We start from the raw sequence: 21,412 nt of genomic DNA on the forward strand, positions 1-21,412 counted from the left end.
CATTTAAAAGAGATGAACGATTGATCAGTAGCAATGTTATGAATGATTTGATAGTGATTCTTTATATGGATTTCAAACGATTATCGGCAATTGTCCATAAGTAATGAATAAGATATTTTAGATTTCATTATTTTTTTTGTTATGGGCAGTTCTTTCAAAATAATATTCTTGTTTTTTCAAATCTTTTTCAGAAATAATTCTGCATTTTCTCATTGGTACAAGTCGAGATATTTGCTCATAAGTAGTCATATCTCTAACATCAGAAGCATATGCAATTTGCAATAAAGGAGGTTTTTCTTCAATCATAGGTTTTGCTTGCTCGTAACCCCCACTTTGTATCATACCAGTTCTAAATAGGCCAATATGTTCAGAACTTTTAGAGATTTGAGGATCCTCATAGCAACAAATTGAAAATTCACCATTATCTTTTTCAATAATTGTTAATCGAGTAAACTTGTCACTCCATTCTTCTATTTCTTGTGCAATAGTTGTTGCTTCTTTTTTATCTTCAAAAACAGTAGAGACTACAAGTCTATCTTTTTCATAAGCCCATGATATTCCATAAAAATTATCATGCCAATCAATTTCAAATGACATAACTTAGATCAAAAATATCACAAATTAATGCTTTGCATTTAAAAATAATTAAAAGATGAATAAGCCCAGAGCAAAATCCCGGTTAGTTTCCTTTAGAGCATTACACTCAGGGGGTTAAGGTGGACTTATTCCTAATACTAACAATAGGAAGTTATCATAAATAAGTATAATTTTTTTTATGTAATTTTTACAAATTATTATAAAATAATTACAGATCAAAATAAAAAAATTACAACTTTTTGTCTGAATTTCATAAATTGAATCACATTAAAAATAATTACAAAACAGAATATTCTTTTTTTGATTCAACTAGATCTAACAATAAGTTTTTTGGAAAAGGATCAAATAGGGATTGTTCTAGAATAATTTTTACATCATATCTTAATGCCCAAGAATAGAGTAGTGTAGATATTTCTGATTGTAAAATTAAATCATTTTCAAACTCATCAATTAATGATTGATAATGAGATTTTTCAGATTCAGATAATTTTGATTTTACAAAATTAAACATGTATTCAAATGTGTTAATCATAGGGGTTTTTTTTACAGGGGAGGACAATACATCATATGCAATTTTTTGAAATTTCTTTGAAATAATTTCAAAGTCATCCTCAATTTTAAAAATCAAACCAAGTTCAGCTGTTAATGTTTCATCATGACATAAAAATAAAAGCATATTTTTTGAATAGAATTCAAATAATTTTGCAATAGACTGGGATTCTAAAGATTCTCGTAAATTTGCTAAAACAAAAATCCTCGTTAGAAAATGCTCCCTAATTGCAATATTTTCAAGTCTTTTTTCATCTTCCTTAACCATATTGGGGAATTCTGCAGATACACCTTCAGAAAACATTCCAGAAGTTTTTTGATATCCAGAATCTGTACCTAATTTATGATATAATCTAACATTAGATATTCCACATGTAGGGGAATCTCGTTTAAAGATAAAACCATCAAGAATATCCACAGAGCTAACAAATTTTTTTGTAAAATTATGCATTTCTTCAGTTAGATTTTTTTCTGATGAAGGTTGATAGAGATTTTTTATTCCATCAATTTTAACAAGTCTAATAGGTTTTCTAGGAGTACCCAATCCAATTCCAACCTCAGGGCAAACTTGAACAAAATCCACATATTTTTTCATATTTCTAACAAAATTGTTATTGATTCTACTACCATCATATCTACACATTTCAAATTCGAGGCATTTACTGATACCAATTATTGGTCGTGAAAAATCACTCATATGAAAATTCAAACTTCAGTGAATATAACTGGAAATAAAATATTTAGATAGTGCTAACGATAACCACAATAAAAATAATTGAATTAAAAAAAATAATTCAAATGCAACTATTCTAGTGCCTATTTTTCATTGAGTCATATTTTTTTCTAGATTTACTATTTCTAGGATGTGTTCTTAACATATATCCACAACAAGGACACCATATTCCATCCCATTGGATAAAAATTTCACATGTTTGACATCTTTTTTGCCCAGCAGCATACCGACTTCCAGTAATAGTTTTTTTTACACTAAACTGAATACAAATTTTTTTACAAACCATTGAAATCAGCATGAATATGAGTTTGAACATCTACAACGTTCTTACAACAATTACAGATGGTAGTTGTGATTAAACGACATTTTAAACATAAATCTAATTCTTTAATTTCACATCCGCACAATCTACATAATTTATTATTCATTTTAAAAAAAAGAAAAACTCACCTACCTAATTATTAGATAAGACAGATAAGATAGGCATTGCATCCCATTCATACATGGAATAATTTAAAATTCCAGAACAAATTTGATCATATTTTTTGAAAAAATCATCTGCTTCCTTTTTTGTAGCCTCAAAAACAGCCATGCCTGTAACATCATCATTAAATGGACCAGACCACATAATTTTGCCTGCACTTTGCCAATCATCGGTTAGACTTTGGATTTGAGGAGCAATTCTTTCAATATCCGAGGGATTTACTTCATCTTTAAACACTGTAATAATGACCCAAGGCTTTGTTTCAATTTGACTCATAAAGAAAAATTCTCAAATATCCTTTTAAAACTAAATAACAATCTTGCATCATAAAATAATTGCATGAAACAAATTAATGAAGAAAAATTAATTTAAAAAATTCAATATTTTTTCTTCAATTAATCCAGATTCATAATCATCAGATGTGAATAAAATAGTCTCCATATCAAATAATTTTGCAACATCCAAATTTTCTTGTTTATCATCAATGAATAAGATATTTTGAGAAGATATTTGGTCACAAACATGTTCATAAATTTCAGGGTTGGGTTTGGACATTTGTAACAAATTTGAATAAAAGTGATAGTCAAACTCCTTTAACAGATGTTTTTGGACATTAGTAGAAGTTTCAGGAGTTAAATTTGACAGTATACCTATTGAATGACCATGGTTCTGAAGAGATTTTGCAAATGTTAAGAATTTAGTATTAATGCTGGATTTTTTTAAAAAAGTTTTACTAATAATTTTTTTATCAATATCATTATTTGAGCCAAGAACTATGTCCCAAAATTCACTTTCATTAATTTTAGACTCAAATAAACTGCAAAGATTATCATTAAATTTTGATTTTATTTCATTAAACGGTTTACCCATTTGTGATGAGATTTCATCATATAACCAATCATCATTCCAATTTATTAAAACACCCCCAAGATCAAATAAAACAGTCTTCACAAAAATTTTTAAATTTATTATTAATTAAAGAATTTAAAAAAAATAATTATTTAGCACTATGAATTAAGATTATTTTTCAGTTAATTTTTGTAATAACTTGTCAATCTCATGTAAAGCTAGCTTATCTCTACCAATAACATCAAATTTCTGCAAAATAGATTCAAACAAATCCTCTTCCTCAATTTGTTCATGAACAAACCATTCAAGGAAAATACTAGTTCTATGATCATTTTCATTTTGAGCAGTATCGATAATTTTATCAATAGATTTCGTTACTTTTTGCTCATTTTGTAATGATGTCTTAAACACTTGCTCCAAAGATTTCATATTTTGTTTAGGTTTCTCAATTGAAGGTATTACAGTATGAATTTTAAGATCATTAAGGTATTGAATGATCTTAAGCATATGATCTCGCTCTTCTGTTGAGTGATGTTGAAAAAAGGATGATGCACCATCATATCCATTGACTTTACACCAAGATGATATGTACAGATAATAATTTGATGCATTTGCTTCCATGGCTATTTGATCATGAAGTAAATTCAATATTTTTTTAGAAATTTTCATACTTCATCTTAAATTTAATTGAATTTAAGGAATTCGAAATGAAAATAAAAAAATAAAATGAACATTTAGTAAAAGTATGGAACTAATGGAAATAGCAATACCTGCATTAATCATTTCAGCTGTAGGAATTATGGTAGGTACAAGAATTTGGATTATGTTTAGAAAATGACTAAAAAGTAATTATATCAAATTACCACTATGTCATTTTACAAAAACAAGTAAAATATAACAAAAAATGTACTATATGATACAGAATGGATAATGCAAAAATTGCTTTGATTTCAGGATTTGTTACAGTAGTGGTATTGTCTATTTCATTACTGTTTATCTAAGAATTTTTAAAAAACAAATAAAAAATTCCAGTACATTTGTTTACTAGTAATTAATGGAAATATTATGAGAAAGACATTAGGGGATTATAATATTGAAAAATCATCTTCTTCTGATGTAAATAATATCAATTGGTCACAAAAAAAATCTAGTGAAGATAAAAAACCTAAAAAGAAAAAAATTGTTAAAAAAAGTCAAATTCCTTCAGGAACAAACATTATTTATAAAAAAACAGAGGATGAGAAAGCAGTTTCTAAAAAAATAGTAAAAATAACTAACGAGCAAAATTCTGATAAATCTAAAGAAACAACTGGTAAAAGATTTGAAAATAAAGATTCATCGTTAGGACAAGTTAAAGAAAGATCATATAAGAGACCTGGAAGGTAGACATCAAAAACAAGGTAACACTGAAACAGTTTTAATAAATAAAAAAAATTGAAGAATCAAAGAAAATGTCAAGAATCAAAGAAAAATTTGAAGAGTTAGAAAAACGAAATGAAAAAGCATTGATTTCATATATTATGTTAGGATTTCCAAATGAAAAATCTACAATGTCCACCATCAGAGGATTAGTTAAAGGTGGAGTGGACATAATAGAGATAGGATTCCCATTTTCAGATCCTTTAGCTGATGGCCCAGTAATTCAAAATGCAAGTACAATTTCACTTCAAAAAGGCACAAACGTTTCAAAATTTTTTAGCACCGTAAAAAAAATTCGTAAAGAAACAGAAATTCCACTTGTATTAATGACATATACCAATATCTTACATCGTATGGGATATGAAAAATTCATCAAAGATGCAAAGAATGCAGGCATAGATGGATTTATCCTTCCAGATATGTCATTTGAAGAATCAAAGGATTACATAGATGCGGCAAAGAATAATGCAGATACAATATTTTTAATTTCACCAAATACAACTAAAACTAGAATTGATAAAATTTCTAAGATTTCTACAGGGTTTCTGTACCTAGTAGCAGTATTTGGAACTACAGGGGTGAAAACAAGTATCAAAAATTACACATTAAAATCAATCAAAAATGTAAAAAAACAAACCAAAGGTAAAATTCCTGTTGGGATTGGGTTTGGAGTTTCAACTCCTGAGGATGTAAAAAAATACATCAAAGCTGGCGCAGATGCAGTAATTGTAGGAAGTGCATATCTGAAATTAATTGAGAAAACAAAACCTACACAACTAGAATCAAAAATTGCATCATTTACAAAGAGTCTAAAAAAACAAACGGTCATTGAATAATTAGTTACTAGTCACATCATACAAAACATACAAAAACTAGATGTTTATTTCAATAATGTGCAGACGAAGTTTATTTTTGTCACTGGAGGAGTTATGTCTGGCCTTGGAAAAGGAGTAACAACTTCATCGATTGCCAAATTATTACAATTATCAGATCAAAAAGTATCATGTATCAAAATTGATCCGTATCTAAATTATGATGCAGGGACCATGAATCCTGTAGCACATGGGGAAGTTTTCGTTACTGATGATGGAGGAGAATGTGACATGGATATTGGAAATTATGAAAGATTTCTCAATCAAGACATATCAAAAGATCACAACATTACCACTGCTCAAGTTTATTCATCAGTAATAGAGGCTGAACGCAAAGGAGAATATCTAGGAGCATGTGTACAAATAATTCCACATGTAACAGATGAAATCAAAAACAGGATTAGAAAAGTTGCCGAAGATGAAAAATTAGACTTCTTAATTGTGGAATGTGGGGGAACAGTAGGAGACATTGAATCGCTTCCATTTTTAGAGGCATTAAGACAAATGAGAGTAGAAGAAGGCCCACAAGGAGTTATTTTTGTTCATGTTACATTAGCACCTTCATTAGACGTAGTAGGGGAGCAAAAAACAAAACCAACACAACATAGCGTTCAGGAATTAAGAAGAATAGGAATTCAAGCAGACTTTTTGGCAGTAAGATGTACAAAGCAATTAGAGGAAAAAACTAAGAAAAAAATTGCCATGTTTACCAATGTAACAACTAGTGATGTATTGTCCTGTCATGATGCAAAATCAATTTTTGAAGTTCCTCAGATGCTTTATGATCAAGGAATAATGGATTCAATATTTACAAAATTTGGAATAGTTGGAATGGTTAATGCATCAGCAAACTGGGACAAATGGAACGAAATAGCACAAAACATGGTAAATCATGAAGAACAACAAGTCAGAATTGCAATGGTTGGAAAATACGTTACATTAGCAGACAGCTATGTTAGTGTGAATCACGCATTGAAACATGCAGGGGCATCAATTGGAAAATCAATCAAAATTGATTGGATAGATTCAGAATCAATCACAGATTATAATCAACTATCAGATTATGATGGAATTTTAGTTCCAGGAGGATTTGGAACAAGGGGATCAGAAGGAATTATTCAAACTGCAAATTATGCAAGAGAAAAAAACATACCATATCTAGGAATATGTTTTGGATTTCAATTAGCCGCAATAGCATTTGGTAGAAGTGTTCTAAGTTTAGAAGATGCGAATTCCACAGAAATTAATGCAAATACAAAAAATCCAATTGTAGACTTACTACCTGAACAAAAAGATGTATCAGATATGGGCGGTTCACTAAGATTAGGTGCAAATGAAGTAATCATAAAATCAAATACAAACGCTCATAGAATTTACAATTCAGAGTCAATCAGTAAGCGTCATAGACATAGATATGAAATCAATAAAGAGTACATTCCAGAGTTTGAGAAAAACGGATTGATATTTTCAGCAGATAGTGACAACGGTAAAAGAATGGAAATGTTAGAAATTCCAGATCATAAATTCTACTTAGGAGTACAATTCCATCCTGAGTTTAACAGCAGACCGGGATTCCCTGAAGAAGCATTTTCAGCATTTATCAAAGCAGCATCAAATTAAGAATCATTCAATTTTTGAAATTTCATAAATTTTTTGCCGTGCATCTCTAATCGAGACTTTCTTTTTTACATAACCCTTCTTGAGTAAGTGGCTCAATGCCAATCTAACAGTTCTATCAGGAAGTAGTGTTTTGTTTGCCAAGTCCTTTTGTGTTAATTCACCCTCATACTCTAACGTTTTTAGTAATAATTTGGAGCTAGGTGGCATGCTCAATAGATCTTCAGCAAGATGAACTTTTTTTGCCAGTGCAGAGATTCCAGTAGTATCTTTTTTTAATCGAATAATCTTTGCAGGAGGAATAAATTTGGAGCACTCAACTGTCTTTTTCACTTTGTATCTATCCAACCCATCCAAGACAACTTCACAATGCAATCTAGCAGAGATATCATCAATTTCAATAAAACTTGAATTTGAAACAATTATCGGTCTTCTTGTTACATCAAGTGAATTTACTGAAATAATTTCAAAGACAGCAGAATCTTGAAACAATACAGGTCCTCCAACAGACATCGAATATGCAGAAGAACCAATAGGAGTAGAAACAATTATTCCATCACCATTATCATGCCATACCTCATCACCATTAACACGCAAAGTATGTTCCATCAACATTGCACTTTTAGAAGAAAATACTGCAACATCATTTAAAACTGGATAAACATTTTTTCCATCAATTTTAACACCAAGTCTTGGAACTTCTTCAATACTGAAATTTTGTTTTTTTAAAATTTCAACATAAGAAGAAAACTCTTTTAATTCTATTTGAGCTAAAAATCCACTTGATTCACCTTCATTAATTCCCAATACAGGAGATGTTGCATCAAAAGTTCTATGGAAATAATTTCGAACTCCCTTATCCCCGCCTAAAACAATAATACAATCAGCATGTTTATTTTTAGATTTTGTAATAGTAAATGAATCAATATCACATGAATTCAATATTTTTTTGATGGTTTTAGAAGCAACTTCTGAAGTTCCAGAACCATAAATACCAATTTGCATTAGTGTACAAATCCTACATAAAGAATAAAAGAATGATGCATCATAAATCTCGAAAATCCACTAGATTATAAAAATAGGATGCATTGTTTTCTACATCACCTTTTTTAGGAATTTTTTGCAATCCCACATTATTTGATTCAAGTGCTGCCTGTGCAGAGCCTGCAGCAAAACAAAATGCCCACAAAAAATCCTTTTCTTTAATCATGGTACAAGTAAATGTAGAACAAAAAATATCTCCAATTCCAGTAGTATCATGAACATGTTTATTTGGTAATTTTAAAGAGTAAACTCTATTTTTTATTAAAATTGAGACATCGGTTTTGTTAGTCAATATCACATGCTCAATTCCTTTTTTTTGTAACGCTAACATCATTTCATCATGGGAACCGTCGACAATATTTTGTCCCTCCTCAGGATTTATTTTAATTGCATCTACGTTTGCTAAATCAAGATTAGTTTTTTGAAGAAAAACATTGTTTTCAGAATCCTTTTGTCTCAAAAATCCCTGAGGATCAACAAATAAAAAATTAGAATTTTGTTTAATTTTCTTAAAGACATCTTGAGAAATTTCATGAAAGATTGGACTAACAATATGTGCATCTGCATTAACATCAGAATATTCTATTGGTTCACATTCATTGGCAATTTTTAGAGTTCTATCACTACCAGTAATGGAGATAGAAAACTTGGTAGTATTTTTAGCAGAATCAGGATTGATTAAATTAATTTTTTTCTCAACCAAATATTGTTTTGCAAAATCAGCACCATATTTTGTAAAAAGATCAACATCAAATTTTAACTCGCGAGCCATCAATCCACAGTAAGATGCAGCTCCTCCAATTTGCTCATATGAATTTCCTGCAATCGAAATAGTATCTAACGCACAATGTGAATAAATTGCTAATTTTTTCATTTTTTTAGTTTTTAGATATAGTAGATTTAGTTTTTTGCATTTTCTTTGTCAAAACAATCACCACATAGAATAACTCCTTTAGAAAGACGCAATTTTACACCAGAACTGAAACAGACATGACATAACCCCTCCAACTTAACCACAGATCGTAAGTCAAACTAGAATTAAAGGATGAAGTAAATATTATCAAAAATCTAGGTATAAAATTAGGATTTTTAGTAAATTCTACAAGATTATAAGTAGGCTAAATGGCTGGAATTCATGCCACTTAAGCGTGCAAGTAGAGGTCGTACAAAAGGAGGAAAAGGCTCTTCAGGAACAGTTCAATGTACAAACTGTGGACAAACAGTTCCAAAAGATAAAGCCAAAAAAGTCACTTCCAAATTGAACCTCGTCGAACACACATTAGCAAAAGAATTGAGAGCACAAGGCGCATACATTGCATCACCAACAGTTTTGAAACATTACTGTATTTCATGTGCAATTCATTTTAAAATTCTTAAAATTAGATCTGAAGACAACAGAAGAAAACGCGGTAAACTCCGATAGTATTATTCAGAAATATTTTTTGCAGTGTAAATCATTCTTTGTATCAATGTAATGCCAGCTATTATCACTACAATAACAACTGCATAATCCATAAAACCAATAATTCCAACTATTGCAATTACTAATAGTCTTTCAGCTCTTTCACCAATTCCAATTCCTTGAAGTTTGATGTTAATTAAATCGGATTTTGCTCTAGCGTAACTAACTAACAAAGACAAAGTTATTGCAAGTAATACAAGATAGGGTTCTGCATATCCACCAACTAAAATTCCTAAAAAGATTGCAACTTCAGAAATTTTATCAAACATTGAATCAAGATATTCACCTTTTTTAGAAGTCTTGCCAGTTACTCTTGCAACCTGACCATCAACCATGTCAAAGAATCCTGAAACAAGTAACAAGATACCTCCAATAATTAATCCAAATTCCATACCCATTCCGTAAACTACAGCAGAAGCTAATGCAATTACAAGTCCTACAACAGTCCAAAAGTTTGGAGACAATCCAGTTGCAGCAAATCCTTTTCCTACCTTTTCAAGGGCGGGACGAAGAGATTCACGTAAATTATTTAACACAAAATACACCCAAAATACCATCTAATAAAGTAGATTGTAGTAAACGAACCCATCTAACGACCAAATTAAGCAGAAAGTTTTAGAAATTCTTTTTCTGATTATCTTCATCACTAGTTAATTCTTGTTATTTGTTTCCAAGTTTATCAAGGCCGTCTTTGTCATATCCCTCTTCATTAAATGGGGTTCCAGTTGCCTTGTGATTTCCTTCTTTGTTGAATCCAGCAGTGTTAAACAAAGTATGAGTTACCAGGTGAGTGCCATCTTTATCAAAATTATTTTTATCATATCCATTTTTATCATATCCATTTTTATCATATCCATTTTTGTTGAAGCCGTCTTTGTTGAAGCCGTCTTTGTTGAATGCAGTCCCAGTTTCATAATTTCCATCTTTGTTTAATCCAGCAGTGTTAAACAAAGTGCCAGTTGCTATGTGAATACCATCTTGATTATATCCACTCTTATCATATCCATTTTTGTTGAAGCCATCTTTATCATATCCATTTTTGTTGAAGCCATCTTTGTTGAAACCATCCTCGTCAAATTCTGTTCCAGTTGATTTGTGATTTCCTTCTTTGTTGAATGCAGTCCCAGTTGCTTCATAATTTCCATCTTTGTTTAATCCAGCAGTATTAACCAAAGTGCCAGTTGCTATGTGAATACCCTTTTTATCATAACCATTTCGATCATAACCATTTCTACTAAAACCATCTTTGTCATATCCCTCTTTGTCAAATTTTGTTCCAGTTGATTTGTGATATCCTTCTTTGTTGAAGCCATCTTTGCTCATAACAGAATTTCATAAATTGGATTTAGTTAATGTAACTAATTACAAAATAATATAAAATATTTAAGATCTAGGCATAAAATAATGATAATTATTGAAAAATAAATTATTGCTGAGCCACATTTATGGCAATCATTGTGGAGATAATCTTTGCAGCTAATGAAGCAGTTGCGCCATTATCATGATAAGGATTTAATTCTACAATATCAACTCCAGTTACTTTTGTATCTTCAAAGGAATGAATCATATCAAATAATTCTCTAGATGTAATGCCAACAGCTTCGGGGTTTCCAACTCCAGGAGCGTATGCAGGGTCTAAAACATCAAGATCAAAACTAGAGTATACAGTGTCAAAAGTAGATATGTGATCTTTAACTAATTGGGGGCCTTTACCATCTCTAATTTCTTTGTCAGAAATTATTTTGATTTTATTTTCAGTAAGAAATTCTAACTCCTCTTTTACAAATGCTCTTGCACCAACATGCAAAATATTTTCAGAGCCACGTTCTTCCACAATTCTTCTCAAGTATGATGCATGACTTAATCGAATATCTGCAAATTCATCACGTAAATCATAATGGGCATCAAATACAACATACCCAGTTTCTTTAGGGAAACTAGTATAAGTTCCATAAGTAATAGAGTGTTCACCACCTAAAATGAAAAGTTGTTTTTGTTTAGAAACAAGTTCAGTAGTAATTTTTTTCAGCATATCAATCAGTTCAGATGCAACAACAGTATGACGAGTGTTACCTAAATCTTCAATATTTACGGTTTCTAAATCAACACCAAGTTCAGGATGAAAAATTTCAATATTATTAAAGGAATCACGAATTGCGTCAGCCCCAAATCTGCAACCAGGTTTGTAAGAATGCGTAGCATCAAAAGGAACTCCAAAAATTGTAGCAACGGGTTCACCACCTTCATCAGAACCAGTAATTAGCGGATTCCTATTCATGTATAAATCAAGAAAACTCATTTGTATCTACACCATAAGATTTGGACGTTTGGAAATATGTTTTGGAAAGTTCAAACCTGTAAATGGTTTACCCTGCGTTTGCTCATTAATTTCAGTAATGAATTCATCAAAAGATAATTCTCTAACTGCCCCAGTTGTCCTGTCACGAATACTCAGATTTTCAGAGTTTGCTTCTTTTTCACCAATTACAAGAATATATCTAATCCATTCTTTTTCAGCTTCACGAATTCTCTTTCCAATACTCTCATTTCGATCATCAATGTCGACACGTACAGAGTTTGTAGAAATTTTATCAGTTAATTTTTCACAAAAATCATAAAATTCTTCTTTTAATGGAATTATTCTAACTTGGGTAGGAGATAACCATAATGGCAATTGTGGTTTTCTGCCTTCATGTGAATCAGTAGCAGCTTTTTCTAATAGGGCGTAAATGATTCTTTCAATAGCACCACTTGGGGAATTGTGTAAAATTATTGGGTGTTTTTTATTATTATTTTCATCAACGAATTCAATTCCATATCTATCCCCGTTTTCAACATCAATTTGATCAGTAGAAAGAGCAGATGCTTTTCCAAGATTATCAATAAAATTGAATTCCCATTTTAAAACAAAATAAAAGAATTTTTCAGTCCACATTTCAACTAATACAGGTTTTCCATTCTTTTTGACTAATTCTTCAATTGTAGATTTATTCTCATTATAGAAATCTTCAGTAAATCTAATTGCCATATCGTAATCAGATTTCTGGATTCCAAGATTTTCAAGAACACTTTGAGATAAATCAAATCTTACCTTTATTTCGTCAATGGCTTGTGTCATGTCACCACAAAATGCATGACAGTCAGGCATGGTGAATGCTCTAAGTCGTCTTAATCCAACTAATTCACCAGATTGTTCACGCCTAAAACTATACCTTGTAAGTTCATAAAGTTTGTAAGGTAAATTTTTGAAAGACATTTGAAAATGATTTGCCATAAGGAATTGTCCAAAACAAGCAGCAAATCTTAGAAATAATTTTTTTCCATCAGAATCAATATTGTATTGACGTGCAGGGAATCGATTGAAGTAACTAACCATACTTGGATGTTCAGAATCATACATGATTGGAGTTTCCACTTCATAACCACCATATTCTTTCACTCTATCAGTTACGTATCGCTCAATTAGAGATTTTATTAGTCGACCATTTGGGAAAAATCTCATATTACCTGAATCAGATGCAGTTTCATAATCAGCAATACCCATTTTTTTCATTAGTGCAACATGTGGAGGAGGTTGATCAACATGACGTTGTTTTGCAGCTTCATATTTTGCCAAAATTTCTAATTTTGGATGTTTTGAAAAATCAAAATCAGCAATATTAGACATTGTTCCGTCCGGAGACATAATTTTCCAAATTGATCGAATTTTAGATTCACCCTTTAATGCTTCAGAAGTTAATTCAGAGTCAGGTTTTGCAGATGGGGAATCTTTTGTTATAACCTTTGAACTTTCAGCTAAGGGGTGTCCTTTAACTTGTAATTTGTATGATTTTGTCCAACCAAATGGAGAATGAGAAACTTCCAAATCAGAAGCAGAAGATTCCATTTCTTTTAGTAATGAAATTGCAACAGATGGTTTTGCAAGATTAGAGCTTAAATGAGCATAAGGGTATAAGAGTAATTTTTTGCAGCCAATTTTTTGCATAGATTCTTTAATTTGAGATATAGCATTTTGTGCAACACTAGAATCATCACCGTCCTCGATGGCAACAAAAACAACAACTAGTTCTTCAAGTCTTTGAGTTTGAGGATTTTCAATATCTTCTGCACTTTTAATCTCTTTTTTTGTAGGAGTATACTCTATGCTATCACAATGTAATTGTAAAATTCGCATGACTGAAATTAATTATAGTCAGTTTAAAATCGTTAGTATTGACTAAAAATTCAAAAATTTGTGCCTAGATCATACAAATTGAAAATTTTTTACACCTTTCCAAATGTACCATGTCCCAATTGTTCTATAAGGAATCCATTTGTTTGTAATTTCTAAGATTTCTTTGTTTGTTGGATTTTCCAAACCATATAATTTTTTCATGCCATTTATCAATCCTAGATCCCCTAATGGAAATACATCCAATCTACCCAATCCAAATATCAAATACATTTCAGCAGTCCATTTACCTATTCCACGAATTTTTGTCAATTCAAAAATAACTTCATCATCAGACATGTCATTAAAAATTTTAAAATTTAATTTTTTATCTACAATCATTTTTGAAATATCAAAAATATATTCTGCTTTCATTCTAGACAAACCAATAGATTTGATTTCATTTTTAGATAATTTGACAATATCATTTGCAGTAGGATATTTTGTACCAAACAAATTTTTAAATCTTAAAGATATTGATTTACCGGCACTGTCAGATATTTGTTGAGTAATAATTGCTTCAATCAATGCTTCAAAAGGATTAGAAATAGTACGGATTTTACATTCACCAACAGATGAAATAATTTTTTTTAGTTTTTTGTCTTTGTTTAAAATGATTAAAGCATCTTCATACATAATTAATTTAAAAATAAATCATATTTCAAGGATTATCAAAAGATTAATCTGAAATTTTTTGACGAATTGAAATTATTGATCTTAAAACCAATCCAGACAAACCCAAATTTGTTGTAAGAAAAGTAAATGCTCGGGATAATGCATCTTCGCCCAGAAAGCCTTCATCATAAATCATTTCAATTGTTCCTTTGTTTGTTCTAACAAAAGAAGTGATCAATGAGTAAGTACCCAATTTTTGATCTATTCTTTCCAAGTATAGCCGTAATTCAATATCAGATATTTCAAATTCATCTTGGATAAAATTTCCATTTTCAAGTAAAAATTTAACCTCATCAGGAGTTTTAGTTACTCTGGCAGGATCATGTAAGTCAATTATTTCCATATAATCAATTATGAAATTATCGATAGATAAGTAAATTTATTTTTAAACCAAGTCTCAAATTCAATTTTAGGTACAACACAAGTATTATTTACAGTTAAGAAAACCAAGTAAAAATGGATCCACACAAATTTCATGGAAAAGATATTCCTCATATCAAATTAGATCCAAAAATGAATATCGAAGATTTAGTTGAAGTATTTGCAAATTCAGGCTTTAATGGAAGGCAATTAGGAGAGGCTGCAAAATTATATGCAAAAATGATTGAAGAGGATGCAACAATTTGTCTCACAATATCTGGTGCAATGACCCCTGTTGGTTTTGGTGGAATAATTAAAACATTAATTGAAAGAGGATTTGTAGATTGGATTGTCACAACAGGTGCCAACGTATATCATGAGGATCATTTTGCATTAGGATTACCAGTCAAACAAGGAAGTTTTGATGTTGATGATATGAAATTATATGAAAATGAAATTGTAAGAATTAGAGATGTTTACATTAAATTTGAAGAAACATTGGAAGCTGAAGATCAAACAATTCAAAAAATGTTTGCAGATGATTTTCAAGACAAATCTTTTACAACAGCAGAATTTTGCAATTTGTTAGGTAAAAGAAGTAAGAAAATTGCAAAACATCCAGAAAAAAGTTTCATTACCACAGCATATGATTATGATGTGCCAGTATACATTTCAACAATGAAAGACTCATCGTTGGCGTTAAATTTAGCAGTACATAGATTAGAAGATAAAAAATTTGATTTAGATTTTGTCAGAGAAATTATTGAACAAGCTGCAATTGTATATGATTCAAAAAAATCAGGGATTTTAGAATTAGGAGGAGGAGTACCAAAAAATACTGCTCAACAAACAGGTCCACTTTTAGATCAAATTTTAAGAAGAAATGACGGAGGACAAGAATACATCATACAAATTACTGATGCACGTCCAGATACTGGAGGGTTGTCAGGTGCAACATTACAAGAAGGTAAAAGTTGGGGCAAAATTCAAGATTCTCACGAAGGCATAATTACGGTTTATGCTGATGCAACAATTGCATTTCCAATTTTAGCATTATATGTTCTCAGCAATCAAAAAGAGAGAAAACCAAAAAGGCTCTATAAAAAAATTGATCAATTATACGATAAATTAAGCAAAGATTACTTCAACAATCCTAAAGGAGGTTAAAATTTGTTGAATCTAGCACGTTCAAGTTCACGATCATCTTTGGATTCTTTTTTCCACTCTTTGTAGTGGTCTTTACAAAGAATTGTTTTTTTACCCTTAGAATTAACTCGCAAACCTGCATTTTCAACTTTAGTGGTATTTAATGAACGAGCGCCATCTTGATCACATCCTTCAACGTTACACTTAGCACCTTTTGCAACAATGCCCATAACTTACTATAATCAAGATGTTATTTATACTTGAAAAAATTTGAACAAGTTAATTTATTTTAAAAATATTTAAAAAAAATACTTTTTGACAACTTAAAATCGACCGATTAATCGTTTATAATAGGAATATTTTTTTCTAACTTTATGGCTGGAACAAACAAACCAAGCGGTTCTAAAGATTCAAAGAAAGGTAAAAAGGACAAAGGGGAAGGCGGTCCAAAAAAAGCAGAAATTACAGTCATGTTAAATGAGCAACAAGCTATGAAAGTAATTCAAAATTCAAAAGTTGTAACTGTCCAAGATCTTGCAAGACAAACAGGTGTTAAAATTTCAGCTGCAAATGCATTCTTAAAAGAATCCACTGCAAAAGGTACAGTAAAGAAAGTAGGCGGATATGCAGGACACCATTTGTATCAAGTTGTCTCTTCATAGAGACGAATAACATCTCCAGATTTAACATTCTTCAATACATTTTCATCATCAGTAAATTTACCAATCGGGGTCATTTTTTTAGCAGATTCGACATTTCCAACAAAAAAACAAAAACTACCAGTAGAAGGTAAAAATGCTACATCACCTTTTTTAAATTCAGATCTGGCACGTTCAATTCCCGAGTCAACACTAGTTTCAAAATAAACAATACTTTTACCCAATAAATGAGAATTACCCTCTAAAGGCAATGATCTCATAATAGTACCTACAGTTCTAGGAGACAAATGTCGTTTCAAATCACAAGTTAATTTTCTCTTTCCATCAATTTCTAAAATCAATTGTTTTCTGGAGACTGAAGCATTAGACAATTTTAATTTAAAAATGATTAGATTATATAACGTTTTAAGAGAATTTTTGTACTTGTCCAGTGCTGAAGAACCAAAAGTAATTACACCAGAATCTGAAACATTAGAAACAGAAGCAGATCCCAATTTAGGATTAAACAAAGCATTAGACACTTATCGAAAATTAATTGAAAAAAATACAGACAATCCAACAGAACCATTAACAGATAAAGAACAATCAAATCTTGAAAATAGAATTAAAGAAATCGAAGAAAGAGAAGTTGTAGAAAAAATTGAAGATCATGATCCAGTTGAAATTCCTTGTGAAAAGGGCAAAATCACTATTGGACCTCCAACATTAACAAGATTTGAGCAAGCCAGAATCATGGGAGCAAGAGCATTACAATTATCATTAGGAGCACCACCATTTATCGAAATTCCAAAAAATGCAAGAATTTCTTTAGATATTTCAATGGAAGAATTAGAAAAGAAAGTAATTCCAATTACCATTAGAAGAGTTTTGCCAAATGGCGATTATCAAAACATCCCAATTGATTATTTCATATAAAGAACCAATCGTCGATAAAACTTAAAAGAACAAAAAATTTCTGAATGTTGTATAATGCTCATGGAAGACGCAAATGAACCGAAAGGTCAAGAGCAGACCGAAATAAACATTGGAAACGATCCAGTAATGCTCACTGCTGTAGATGTAGTATCAAAACTCATGAATCAAAATAATATTATTTTGAAAGCAAGAGGAAATTCAATTCCAAATGCAGTAGCAGTGGCAAACATAATTACAGAAAAAATGTTAAGAGGCGTTACCAAAATCGAAAAAATTAATTTAGACACATTAGAAAAAGCTGGAATTGGAAAAATGACATCCACAGTTGAAATAATAATTAATAAAATTTAGTAAACGCTACCAGGACCTTTTAGAAGCATGTTTTCACATTCTTTACAAACTTGTTCATCGATATTAGATTCCAAATTGTGATGGATTTCACAAATCAATAAACTGGATTTGATATAATTACACAATCCAATAAATTTTGAAAGACTAGAAGGAGTGTAAGCTAAATCAGAAGCAAGATTTTCACATAATTCATCAATTAATTGTGCAACCTGTTTTTCAGATAATAACTTTGCAATTAAAGATGGATCACCACGAGTTCCTCTAATGTAATTACTAATAGCAGCTTGAGTTACTCCGAGCATTTTAGATATTTCATCTTCTCTAATATCATGTTCTTCAGCCAATTTTTTTGCTAAAATTGCCCTTAATGCAGGAATCAATGTTTTAGATTCAATTTCAGCAGGAAGTAACATTGTTTTTCAACAATGAAGATGTGAATTTAAAGTTTCCAGTAAAAATAAAGAACTTAGAATAGATTAGGCATATCTATTTTAATTTCAAATCATATCCAAATTATTGGAAGATTATTCTAGTAAAATATATCAGATTTTAGAAAAATCTTGTGATTCATCAAAATCCCAACTAATTGCATTATCAGGAGGTTTAGACAGTTCAATTTTGGCAAATTTTATTAAAAAAAGAAAGACACATGGAATTGCAATTATTTCAAAAGATTTTGTTTCTACAGATCTAACATATTGTCAAATAATTTCAAAGGAAACAAACATTCCATTAACAATTTACAATGCAACAACGTCAGAAATTCTGGATGCAGTTGAAAAGACTATTAAAATTTTAAAAAATTTCAATGATATTGAAATTAGAAATAATGTTGTCATGTATTTAGCAATAAAGTGGGCCAAAGAAAATAACTACGAATCAATCATAACAGGAGATGGAGCTGATGAATTATTTGCAGGATACAACTTTCTTGTTAACAAACCTGAAAACGAATTAGATGCAGAAATAAAAAGAGTATGTTCAATAATGCATTTCCCAAGCCAGAAAATAGGCGAACAATTAGGAATAAAAATTGAGTCACCGTTTCTTACAGAAGAATTAATCAAAATTGCAAATGAAATTCCGTCAAATTTGAAAATCAAACAAGAAAAAGAAACAAGGTACGGTAAATGGATTTTACGAAAAACATTTGAAAATCACATACCTTTGCAAATAGTATGGAGAAAAAAATCACCTATGCAAGACGGAGCAGGTACTGTTGGATTAACCAATTTATTTGAATCTATAATTAATGAAGAAAAATTTGTTGAAAAAAAATTAACAGTGAAAAAAGAAGACAACGTAGTGATTAGAAGCAAAGAATCCATGTACTATTATGAAATTTATAAAAAATTATACGGTATTCCAGTAAATGATAAAGCAAGTACTCAGTGTCCTTATTGTAAGCATGAAGTTATGAGTTCAAAATTTTGTAGAATGTGCGGAGCTTTTCCAATCTAAACATTATTTTTGTACTTTCGTGGTTTTTTTATGAATATTTTTCTACATCCATTACAACAAAAGTAGAAATTTTTTCCATTATGATCATGGATTAAAGCTATATCTTCATCTAATTCAATTCCACATACAGGATCAACTGGCACAAATTTTTTAATTTTTAATTTCTATTTATAGATTCAGTAATGCAAATCAACAATGTTTGAATTATGAATTCATAGATAAAACAAATTTTAGAAAAATATAGTAATGAAGACTGTCAAGAAGTTAATTTTTTAACCAACGCTACAAAATCTTCATTGGATAAAGGAGGAATTTTCATTATTTCTAAATTTTCTGAAACATGTTCTGCAGATTTTTGACCTACTAGTGGAGCCAATACCCCAGGGGATGACCGAATAAATTGTAAGGCACGAAGTGATGATTTCAAATCACTAAACTCGGGCATTACGCCAGGAGATAATAATCGACCTTGCATAAATGGAACACTTGTAAAAACTCCAATTCCAAGAGTTACTGCAGACTCCAAAATCGAGACAGGTTTATTTCCAATTATTTGATTTTTCCCTAAGAGAGCTTGATCATAATTCATGTTGTAAGGTAATTGGATAAATTTGAATCCATGATTATCCCCACCGATTTTTTTGGCCATTTGTACAATATCTTCTAAAGAAAGATGTTGGGGATCATTATCTTGAACTCTAAAGCACTCCCACGTAGCCATTCCATAAAATTTGATTTTTCCTTCATCACGTTTTTGCTCATATAATTCAAAAACAGATTTTAATTTTTCCAAAAATTCATCTTTAGAAATATCTTTTATTTGTCCCTCGATGCCATTATGCAAATACATTAAATCAATACATTCGAGATCTAAATTTTTCAAGCTTCTATCTAATTGATCAGATAAGTATGCAGTAGTCATACAGTGATAACCAGAAGTTATGTCACCCTCTTTTACAATGCCAGGTTTTCCGAGTTCACGCATTACATACTGCATAAAATCTTCTTGAATGTCTGCATCATTTGTCACATATCCATTTTTACTACTTACAAAAACTTGATTTCGAGTGATTTTTTCTTCTTGAATTAGTTCAGATATTGCCTTACCAACAGAGCGTTCTGCTTTTTGGGCACGATAATTAATTGCAGTATCAATAACATTTACACCTGATAAAACAGTCTGTTTTACTGCATTTTTTACCAATTCATCAGTTTGACTATCAGGATTTCCCAAATAGGTTCCAATTCCCACATTTGAGAGATGTAAGTTCTCAAAAATTTTAAAATTATCTAGATTGACTTGAGAATTTTTTGAAAAGTTCTTTGTTCCCTCTGATGTAGCATATCCAGAAATCATGAATTAATTAGAAATTAACTAAATTTATGTTTGTAGTAGAAATCCACCGACTAAACAACCATGAGAAATCAATATCTAGAGTAAGTTACAGTGAAAAGTATGAAAATTATAATAAAAAATAATGAATCAGTAGAAACATATCATAATGCAGGTGATGTAGTTGTTCTTCCAAAAAGCAAACTAGTTAGAAGATTTAATGAATATGGTTCTTTGATTGAAGAATACAAACTTGTGGATAAAAAAATCACACTAGAGGATGATCTTGAAAATGATCAAACTGAAATTGTTGTGACTTTACTTGTTGAAAAATAATATTGTAAATAACAAACAAACTAGAAAGAATAATGAGAAAATCATATCAAGAACAATGTACTTGATAAATCATGAATCCAAAAAAAATAATCATATTTCCAGTAATCATATTTTTAATTCTCTTCACTGTTGGGATGTTACTAAGTACTATAATAGAAATAGATAATCCAAAATCAACTCTACCTGTAATTGGACTTGATAACTGCTCGGTGTGGTATGACGGATGTAACACATGCACGATTATAACAAATCCGGAAGGCACAGAGGATTTTGCATGTACAAAAATGGCTTGTTCAGAATATGAAATGCCAATATGTTTGGAGCCAATTCCTTAATCAAA

Annotated in this window: 30 protein-coding genes; 11 read left to right on the forward strand and 19 right to left on the reverse strand. The window is 30.4% G+C overall.

From position 1 onward, the window contains the following. Window positions 1-117: 117 nt before the first annotated feature. From NMSP_RS04300 to NMSP_RS04325, 6 genes are all read right to left on the reverse strand, one after another. Complete coding sequence (locus NMSP_RS04300; protein ID WP_086907613.1) at window positions 118-597, reverse strand: hypothetical protein; 480 nt, start codon at window positions 595-597, stop codon at window positions 118-120. 277 nt (window positions 598-874) lie between these two features. After that, window positions 875-1,843 (reverse strand): YbgA family protein, encoded by a 969-nt coding sequence (locus tag NMSP_RS04305; protein ID WP_086907614.1) that lies wholly within the window; start codon window positions 1,841-1,843, stop codon window positions 875-877. 112 nt (window positions 1,844-1,955) lie between these two features. Next, window positions 1,956-2,165: a hypothetical protein gene (locus NMSP_RS04310; protein ID WP_086908380.1), complete on the reverse strand. Its 210-nt coding sequence runs from the start codon at window positions 2,163-2,165 to the stop codon at window positions 1,956-1,958. A gap of 168 nt (window positions 2,166-2,333) precedes the next feature. Continuing rightward, entirely contained in the window at window positions 2,334-2,639 is a 306-nt protein-coding gene (locus tag NMSP_RS04315; RefSeq protein WP_086907615.1) for a hypothetical protein, read from the reverse strand. An 87-nt stretch (window positions 2,640-2,726) separates the two neighbouring features. Then, window positions 2,727-3,314, reverse strand: coding sequence for an HAD-IA family hydrolase (locus tag NMSP_RS04320; RefSeq protein ID WP_192866133.1), 588 nt, complete (start codon window positions 3,312-3,314; stop codon window positions 2,727-2,729). A 69-nt stretch (window positions 3,315-3,383) separates the two neighbouring features. Next, window positions 3,384-3,881, reverse strand: a complete 498-nt coding sequence (locus NMSP_RS04325) for a ferritin (RefSeq protein ID WP_086907617.1) — start codon at window positions 3,879-3,881, stop codon at window positions 3,384-3,386. A 396-nt stretch (window positions 3,882-4,277) separates the two neighbouring features. Between NMSP_RS04325 and NMSP_RS04330 the strand changes: the two genes are divergently transcribed. The 3 genes from NMSP_RS04330 to NMSP_RS04340 all read left to right on the forward strand — a co-directional run bounded on the left by NMSP_RS04330 (window position 4,278) and on the right by NMSP_RS04340 (window position 7,123). Continuing rightward, entirely contained in the window at window positions 4,278-4,598 is a 321-nt protein-coding gene (locus NMSP_RS04330; protein WP_086907618.1) for a hypothetical protein, read from the forward strand. Between the two features lie 65 nt (window positions 4,599-4,663). Then, a complete protein-coding gene (gene trpA, locus NMSP_RS04335) occupies window positions 4,664-5,467 on the forward strand; it encodes a tryptophan synthase subunit alpha (protein ID WP_086907619.1) in 804 nt (267 codons plus the stop codon). Between the two features lie 57 nt (window positions 5,468-5,524). Then, a complete protein-coding gene (locus NMSP_RS04340) occupies window positions 5,525-7,123 on the forward strand; it encodes a CTP synthase (protein WP_086907620.1) in 1,599 nt (532 codons plus the stop codon). Between the two features lie 3 nt (window positions 7,124-7,126). On the opposite strand, the gene NMSP_RS04345 is transcribed toward NMSP_RS04340, so the two are convergent. Both NMSP_RS04345 and NMSP_RS04350 read right to left on the reverse strand, forming a co-directional pair. Beyond that, window positions 7,127-8,125 carry an NAD(+)/NADH kinase gene (locus NMSP_RS04345; protein WP_086907621.1) on the reverse strand — a complete coding sequence of 333 codons (999 nt, stop codon included), beginning with the start codon at window positions 8,123-8,125 and terminating at the stop codon, window positions 7,127-7,129. A gap of 40 nt (window positions 8,126-8,165) precedes the next feature. Then, window positions 8,166-9,038 carry a PfkB family carbohydrate kinase gene (locus tag NMSP_RS04350; RefSeq protein WP_086907622.1) on the reverse strand — a complete coding sequence of 291 codons (873 nt, stop codon included), beginning with the start codon at window positions 9,036-9,038 and terminating at the stop codon, window positions 8,166-8,168. 261 nt (window positions 9,039-9,299) lie between these two features. Here NMSP_RS04350 and NMSP_RS04355 point away from each other — a divergent pair, with 261 nt between their 5' ends. Further along, window positions 9,300-9,587, forward strand: coding sequence for a 30S ribosomal protein S26e (locus NMSP_RS04355; RefSeq protein ID WP_067956689.1), 288 nt, complete (start codon window positions 9,300-9,302; stop codon window positions 9,585-9,587). A 2-nt stretch (window positions 9,588-9,589) separates the two neighbouring features. On the opposite strand, the gene NMSP_RS04360 is transcribed toward NMSP_RS04355, so the two are convergent. The 6 genes from NMSP_RS04360 to NMSP_RS04385 form a co-directional block, all read right to left on the reverse strand. Beyond that, window positions 9,590-10,162 (reverse strand): CDP-alcohol phosphatidyltransferase family protein, encoded by a 573-nt coding sequence (locus NMSP_RS04360; RefSeq protein ID WP_086908381.1) that lies wholly within the window; start codon window positions 10,160-10,162, stop codon window positions 9,590-9,592. A 124-nt stretch (window positions 10,163-10,286) separates the two neighbouring features. Then, on the reverse strand, window positions 10,287-10,949 hold the full coding sequence (locus NMSP_RS04365; protein WP_086907623.1) for a hypothetical protein: 663 nt from the start codon (window positions 10,947-10,949) through the stop codon (window positions 10,287-10,289). A 103-nt stretch (window positions 10,950-11,052) separates the two neighbouring features. Beyond that, window positions 11,053-11,925 carry an agmatinase gene (gene speB / locus NMSP_RS04370; protein WP_086907624.1) on the reverse strand — a complete coding sequence of 291 codons (873 nt, stop codon included), beginning with the start codon at window positions 11,923-11,925 and terminating at the stop codon, window positions 11,053-11,055. 6 nt (window positions 11,926-11,931) lie between these two features. Then, window positions 11,932-13,800, reverse strand: a complete 1,869-nt coding sequence (locus NMSP_RS04375; protein WP_086907625.1) for a threonine--tRNA ligase — start codon at window positions 13,798-13,800, stop codon at window positions 11,932-11,934. 69 nt (window positions 13,801-13,869) lie between these two features. After that, a complete protein-coding gene (locus NMSP_RS04380; protein ID WP_086907626.1) occupies window positions 13,870-14,472 on the reverse strand; it encodes a DNA-3-methyladenine glycosylase family protein in 603 nt (200 codons plus the stop codon). A gap of 43 nt (window positions 14,473-14,515) precedes the next feature. Beyond that, window positions 14,516-14,854, reverse strand: a complete 339-nt coding sequence (locus tag NMSP_RS04385; protein ID WP_086907627.1) for a hypothetical protein — start codon at window positions 14,852-14,854, stop codon at window positions 14,516-14,518. Between the two features lie 113 nt (window positions 14,855-14,967). Here NMSP_RS04385 and NMSP_RS04390 point away from each other — a divergent pair, with 113 nt between their 5' ends. Next, a complete protein-coding gene (locus NMSP_RS04390) occupies window positions 14,968-16,038 on the forward strand; it encodes a homospermidine biosynthesis protein (protein ID WP_086907628.1) in 1,071 nt (356 codons plus the stop codon). Here NMSP_RS04390 and NMSP_RS04395 read toward each other — a convergent pair. Continuing rightward, entirely contained in the window at window positions 16,035-16,247 is a 213-nt protein-coding gene (locus NMSP_RS04395; protein ID WP_086907629.1) for a hypothetical protein, read from the reverse strand. The two genes, NMSP_RS04390 and NMSP_RS04395, sit on opposite strands and share 4 nt — an antisense overlap. Window positions 16,248-16,391: 144 nt before the next feature. On the opposite strand from NMSP_RS04395, the gene NMSP_RS04400 reads away from it, so the two are divergent. Then, entirely contained in the window at window positions 16,392-16,679 is a 288-nt protein-coding gene (locus tag NMSP_RS04400; protein ID WP_086907630.1) for a 30S ribosomal protein S25, read from the forward strand. On the opposite strand, the gene NMSP_RS04405 is transcribed toward NMSP_RS04400, so the two are convergent. Continuing rightward, on the reverse strand, window positions 16,661-17,047 hold the full coding sequence (locus tag NMSP_RS04405; RefSeq protein WP_086907631.1) for a cyclophilin-like fold protein: 387 nt from the start codon (window positions 17,045-17,047) through the stop codon (window positions 16,661-16,663). The two genes, NMSP_RS04400 and NMSP_RS04405, sit on opposite strands and share 19 nt — an antisense overlap. 52 nt (window positions 17,048-17,099) lie before the next feature. On the opposite strand from NMSP_RS04405, the gene NMSP_RS04410 reads away from it, so the two are divergent. Both NMSP_RS04410 and NMSP_RS04415 read left to right on the forward strand, forming a co-directional pair. After that, window positions 17,100-17,591, forward strand: coding sequence for a DNA-directed RNA polymerase subunit K (locus NMSP_RS04410; protein ID WP_225971236.1), 492 nt, complete (start codon window positions 17,100-17,102; stop codon window positions 17,589-17,591). 54 nt (window positions 17,592-17,645) lie between these two features. Beyond that, window positions 17,646-17,942, forward strand: a complete 297-nt coding sequence (locus NMSP_RS04415; protein WP_086907633.1) for an AlbA family DNA/RNA-binding protein — start codon at window positions 17,646-17,648, stop codon at window positions 17,940-17,942. On the opposite strand, the gene NMSP_RS04420 is transcribed toward NMSP_RS04415, so the two are convergent. After that, on the reverse strand, window positions 17,939-18,355 hold the full coding sequence (locus NMSP_RS04420) for a transcriptional regulator (RefSeq protein WP_086907634.1): 417 nt from the start codon (window positions 18,353-18,355) through the stop codon (window positions 17,939-17,941). The genes NMSP_RS04415 and NMSP_RS04420 overlap by 4 nt on opposite strands. Before the next feature lie 103 nt (window positions 18,356-18,458). Here NMSP_RS04420 and NMSP_RS04425 point away from each other — a divergent pair, with 103 nt between their 5' ends. Next, window positions 18,459-19,403: an asparagine synthase C-terminal domain-containing protein gene (locus NMSP_RS04425; RefSeq protein ID WP_086907635.1), complete on the forward strand. Its 945-nt coding sequence runs from the start codon at window positions 18,459-18,461 to the stop codon at window positions 19,401-19,403. Here the strand turns inward: NMSP_RS04425 and NMSP_RS04430 are convergent. Beyond that, window positions 19,400-19,546, reverse strand: a complete 147-nt coding sequence (locus NMSP_RS04430; RefSeq protein ID WP_086907636.1) for a YHS domain-containing protein — start codon at window positions 19,544-19,546, stop codon at window positions 19,400-19,402. The genes NMSP_RS04425 and NMSP_RS04430 overlap by 4 nt on opposite strands. 113 nt (window positions 19,547-19,659) lie before the next feature. After that, window positions 19,660-20,760: an aldo/keto reductase gene (locus tag NMSP_RS04435; protein ID WP_086907637.1), complete on the reverse strand. Its 1,101-nt coding sequence runs from the start codon at window positions 20,758-20,760 to the stop codon at window positions 19,660-19,662. A gap of 99 nt (window positions 20,761-20,859) precedes the next feature. Between NMSP_RS04435 and NMSP_RS04440 the strand changes: the two genes are divergently transcribed. Further along, a complete protein-coding gene (locus NMSP_RS04440) occupies window positions 20,860-21,072 on the forward strand; it encodes a hypothetical protein (protein ID WP_192866134.1) in 213 nt (70 codons plus the stop codon). Window positions 21,073-21,143: 71 nt separating this feature from the next. Next, window positions 21,144-21,407 carry a hypothetical protein gene (locus tag NMSP_RS04445; protein WP_086907639.1) on the forward strand — a complete coding sequence of 88 codons (264 nt, stop codon included), beginning with the start codon at window positions 21,144-21,146 and terminating at the stop codon, window positions 21,405-21,407. The last annotated feature ends 5 nt before the right edge of the window (window positions 21,408-21,412 follow it).

The sequence above is a fragment of the Candidatus Nitrosomarinus catalina genome (genome assembly GCF_002156965.1).
Taxonomy (GTDB): Archaea; Thermoproteota; Nitrososphaeria; order Nitrososphaerales; family Nitrosopumilaceae; genus Nitrosopumilus; species Nitrosopumilus catalinensis.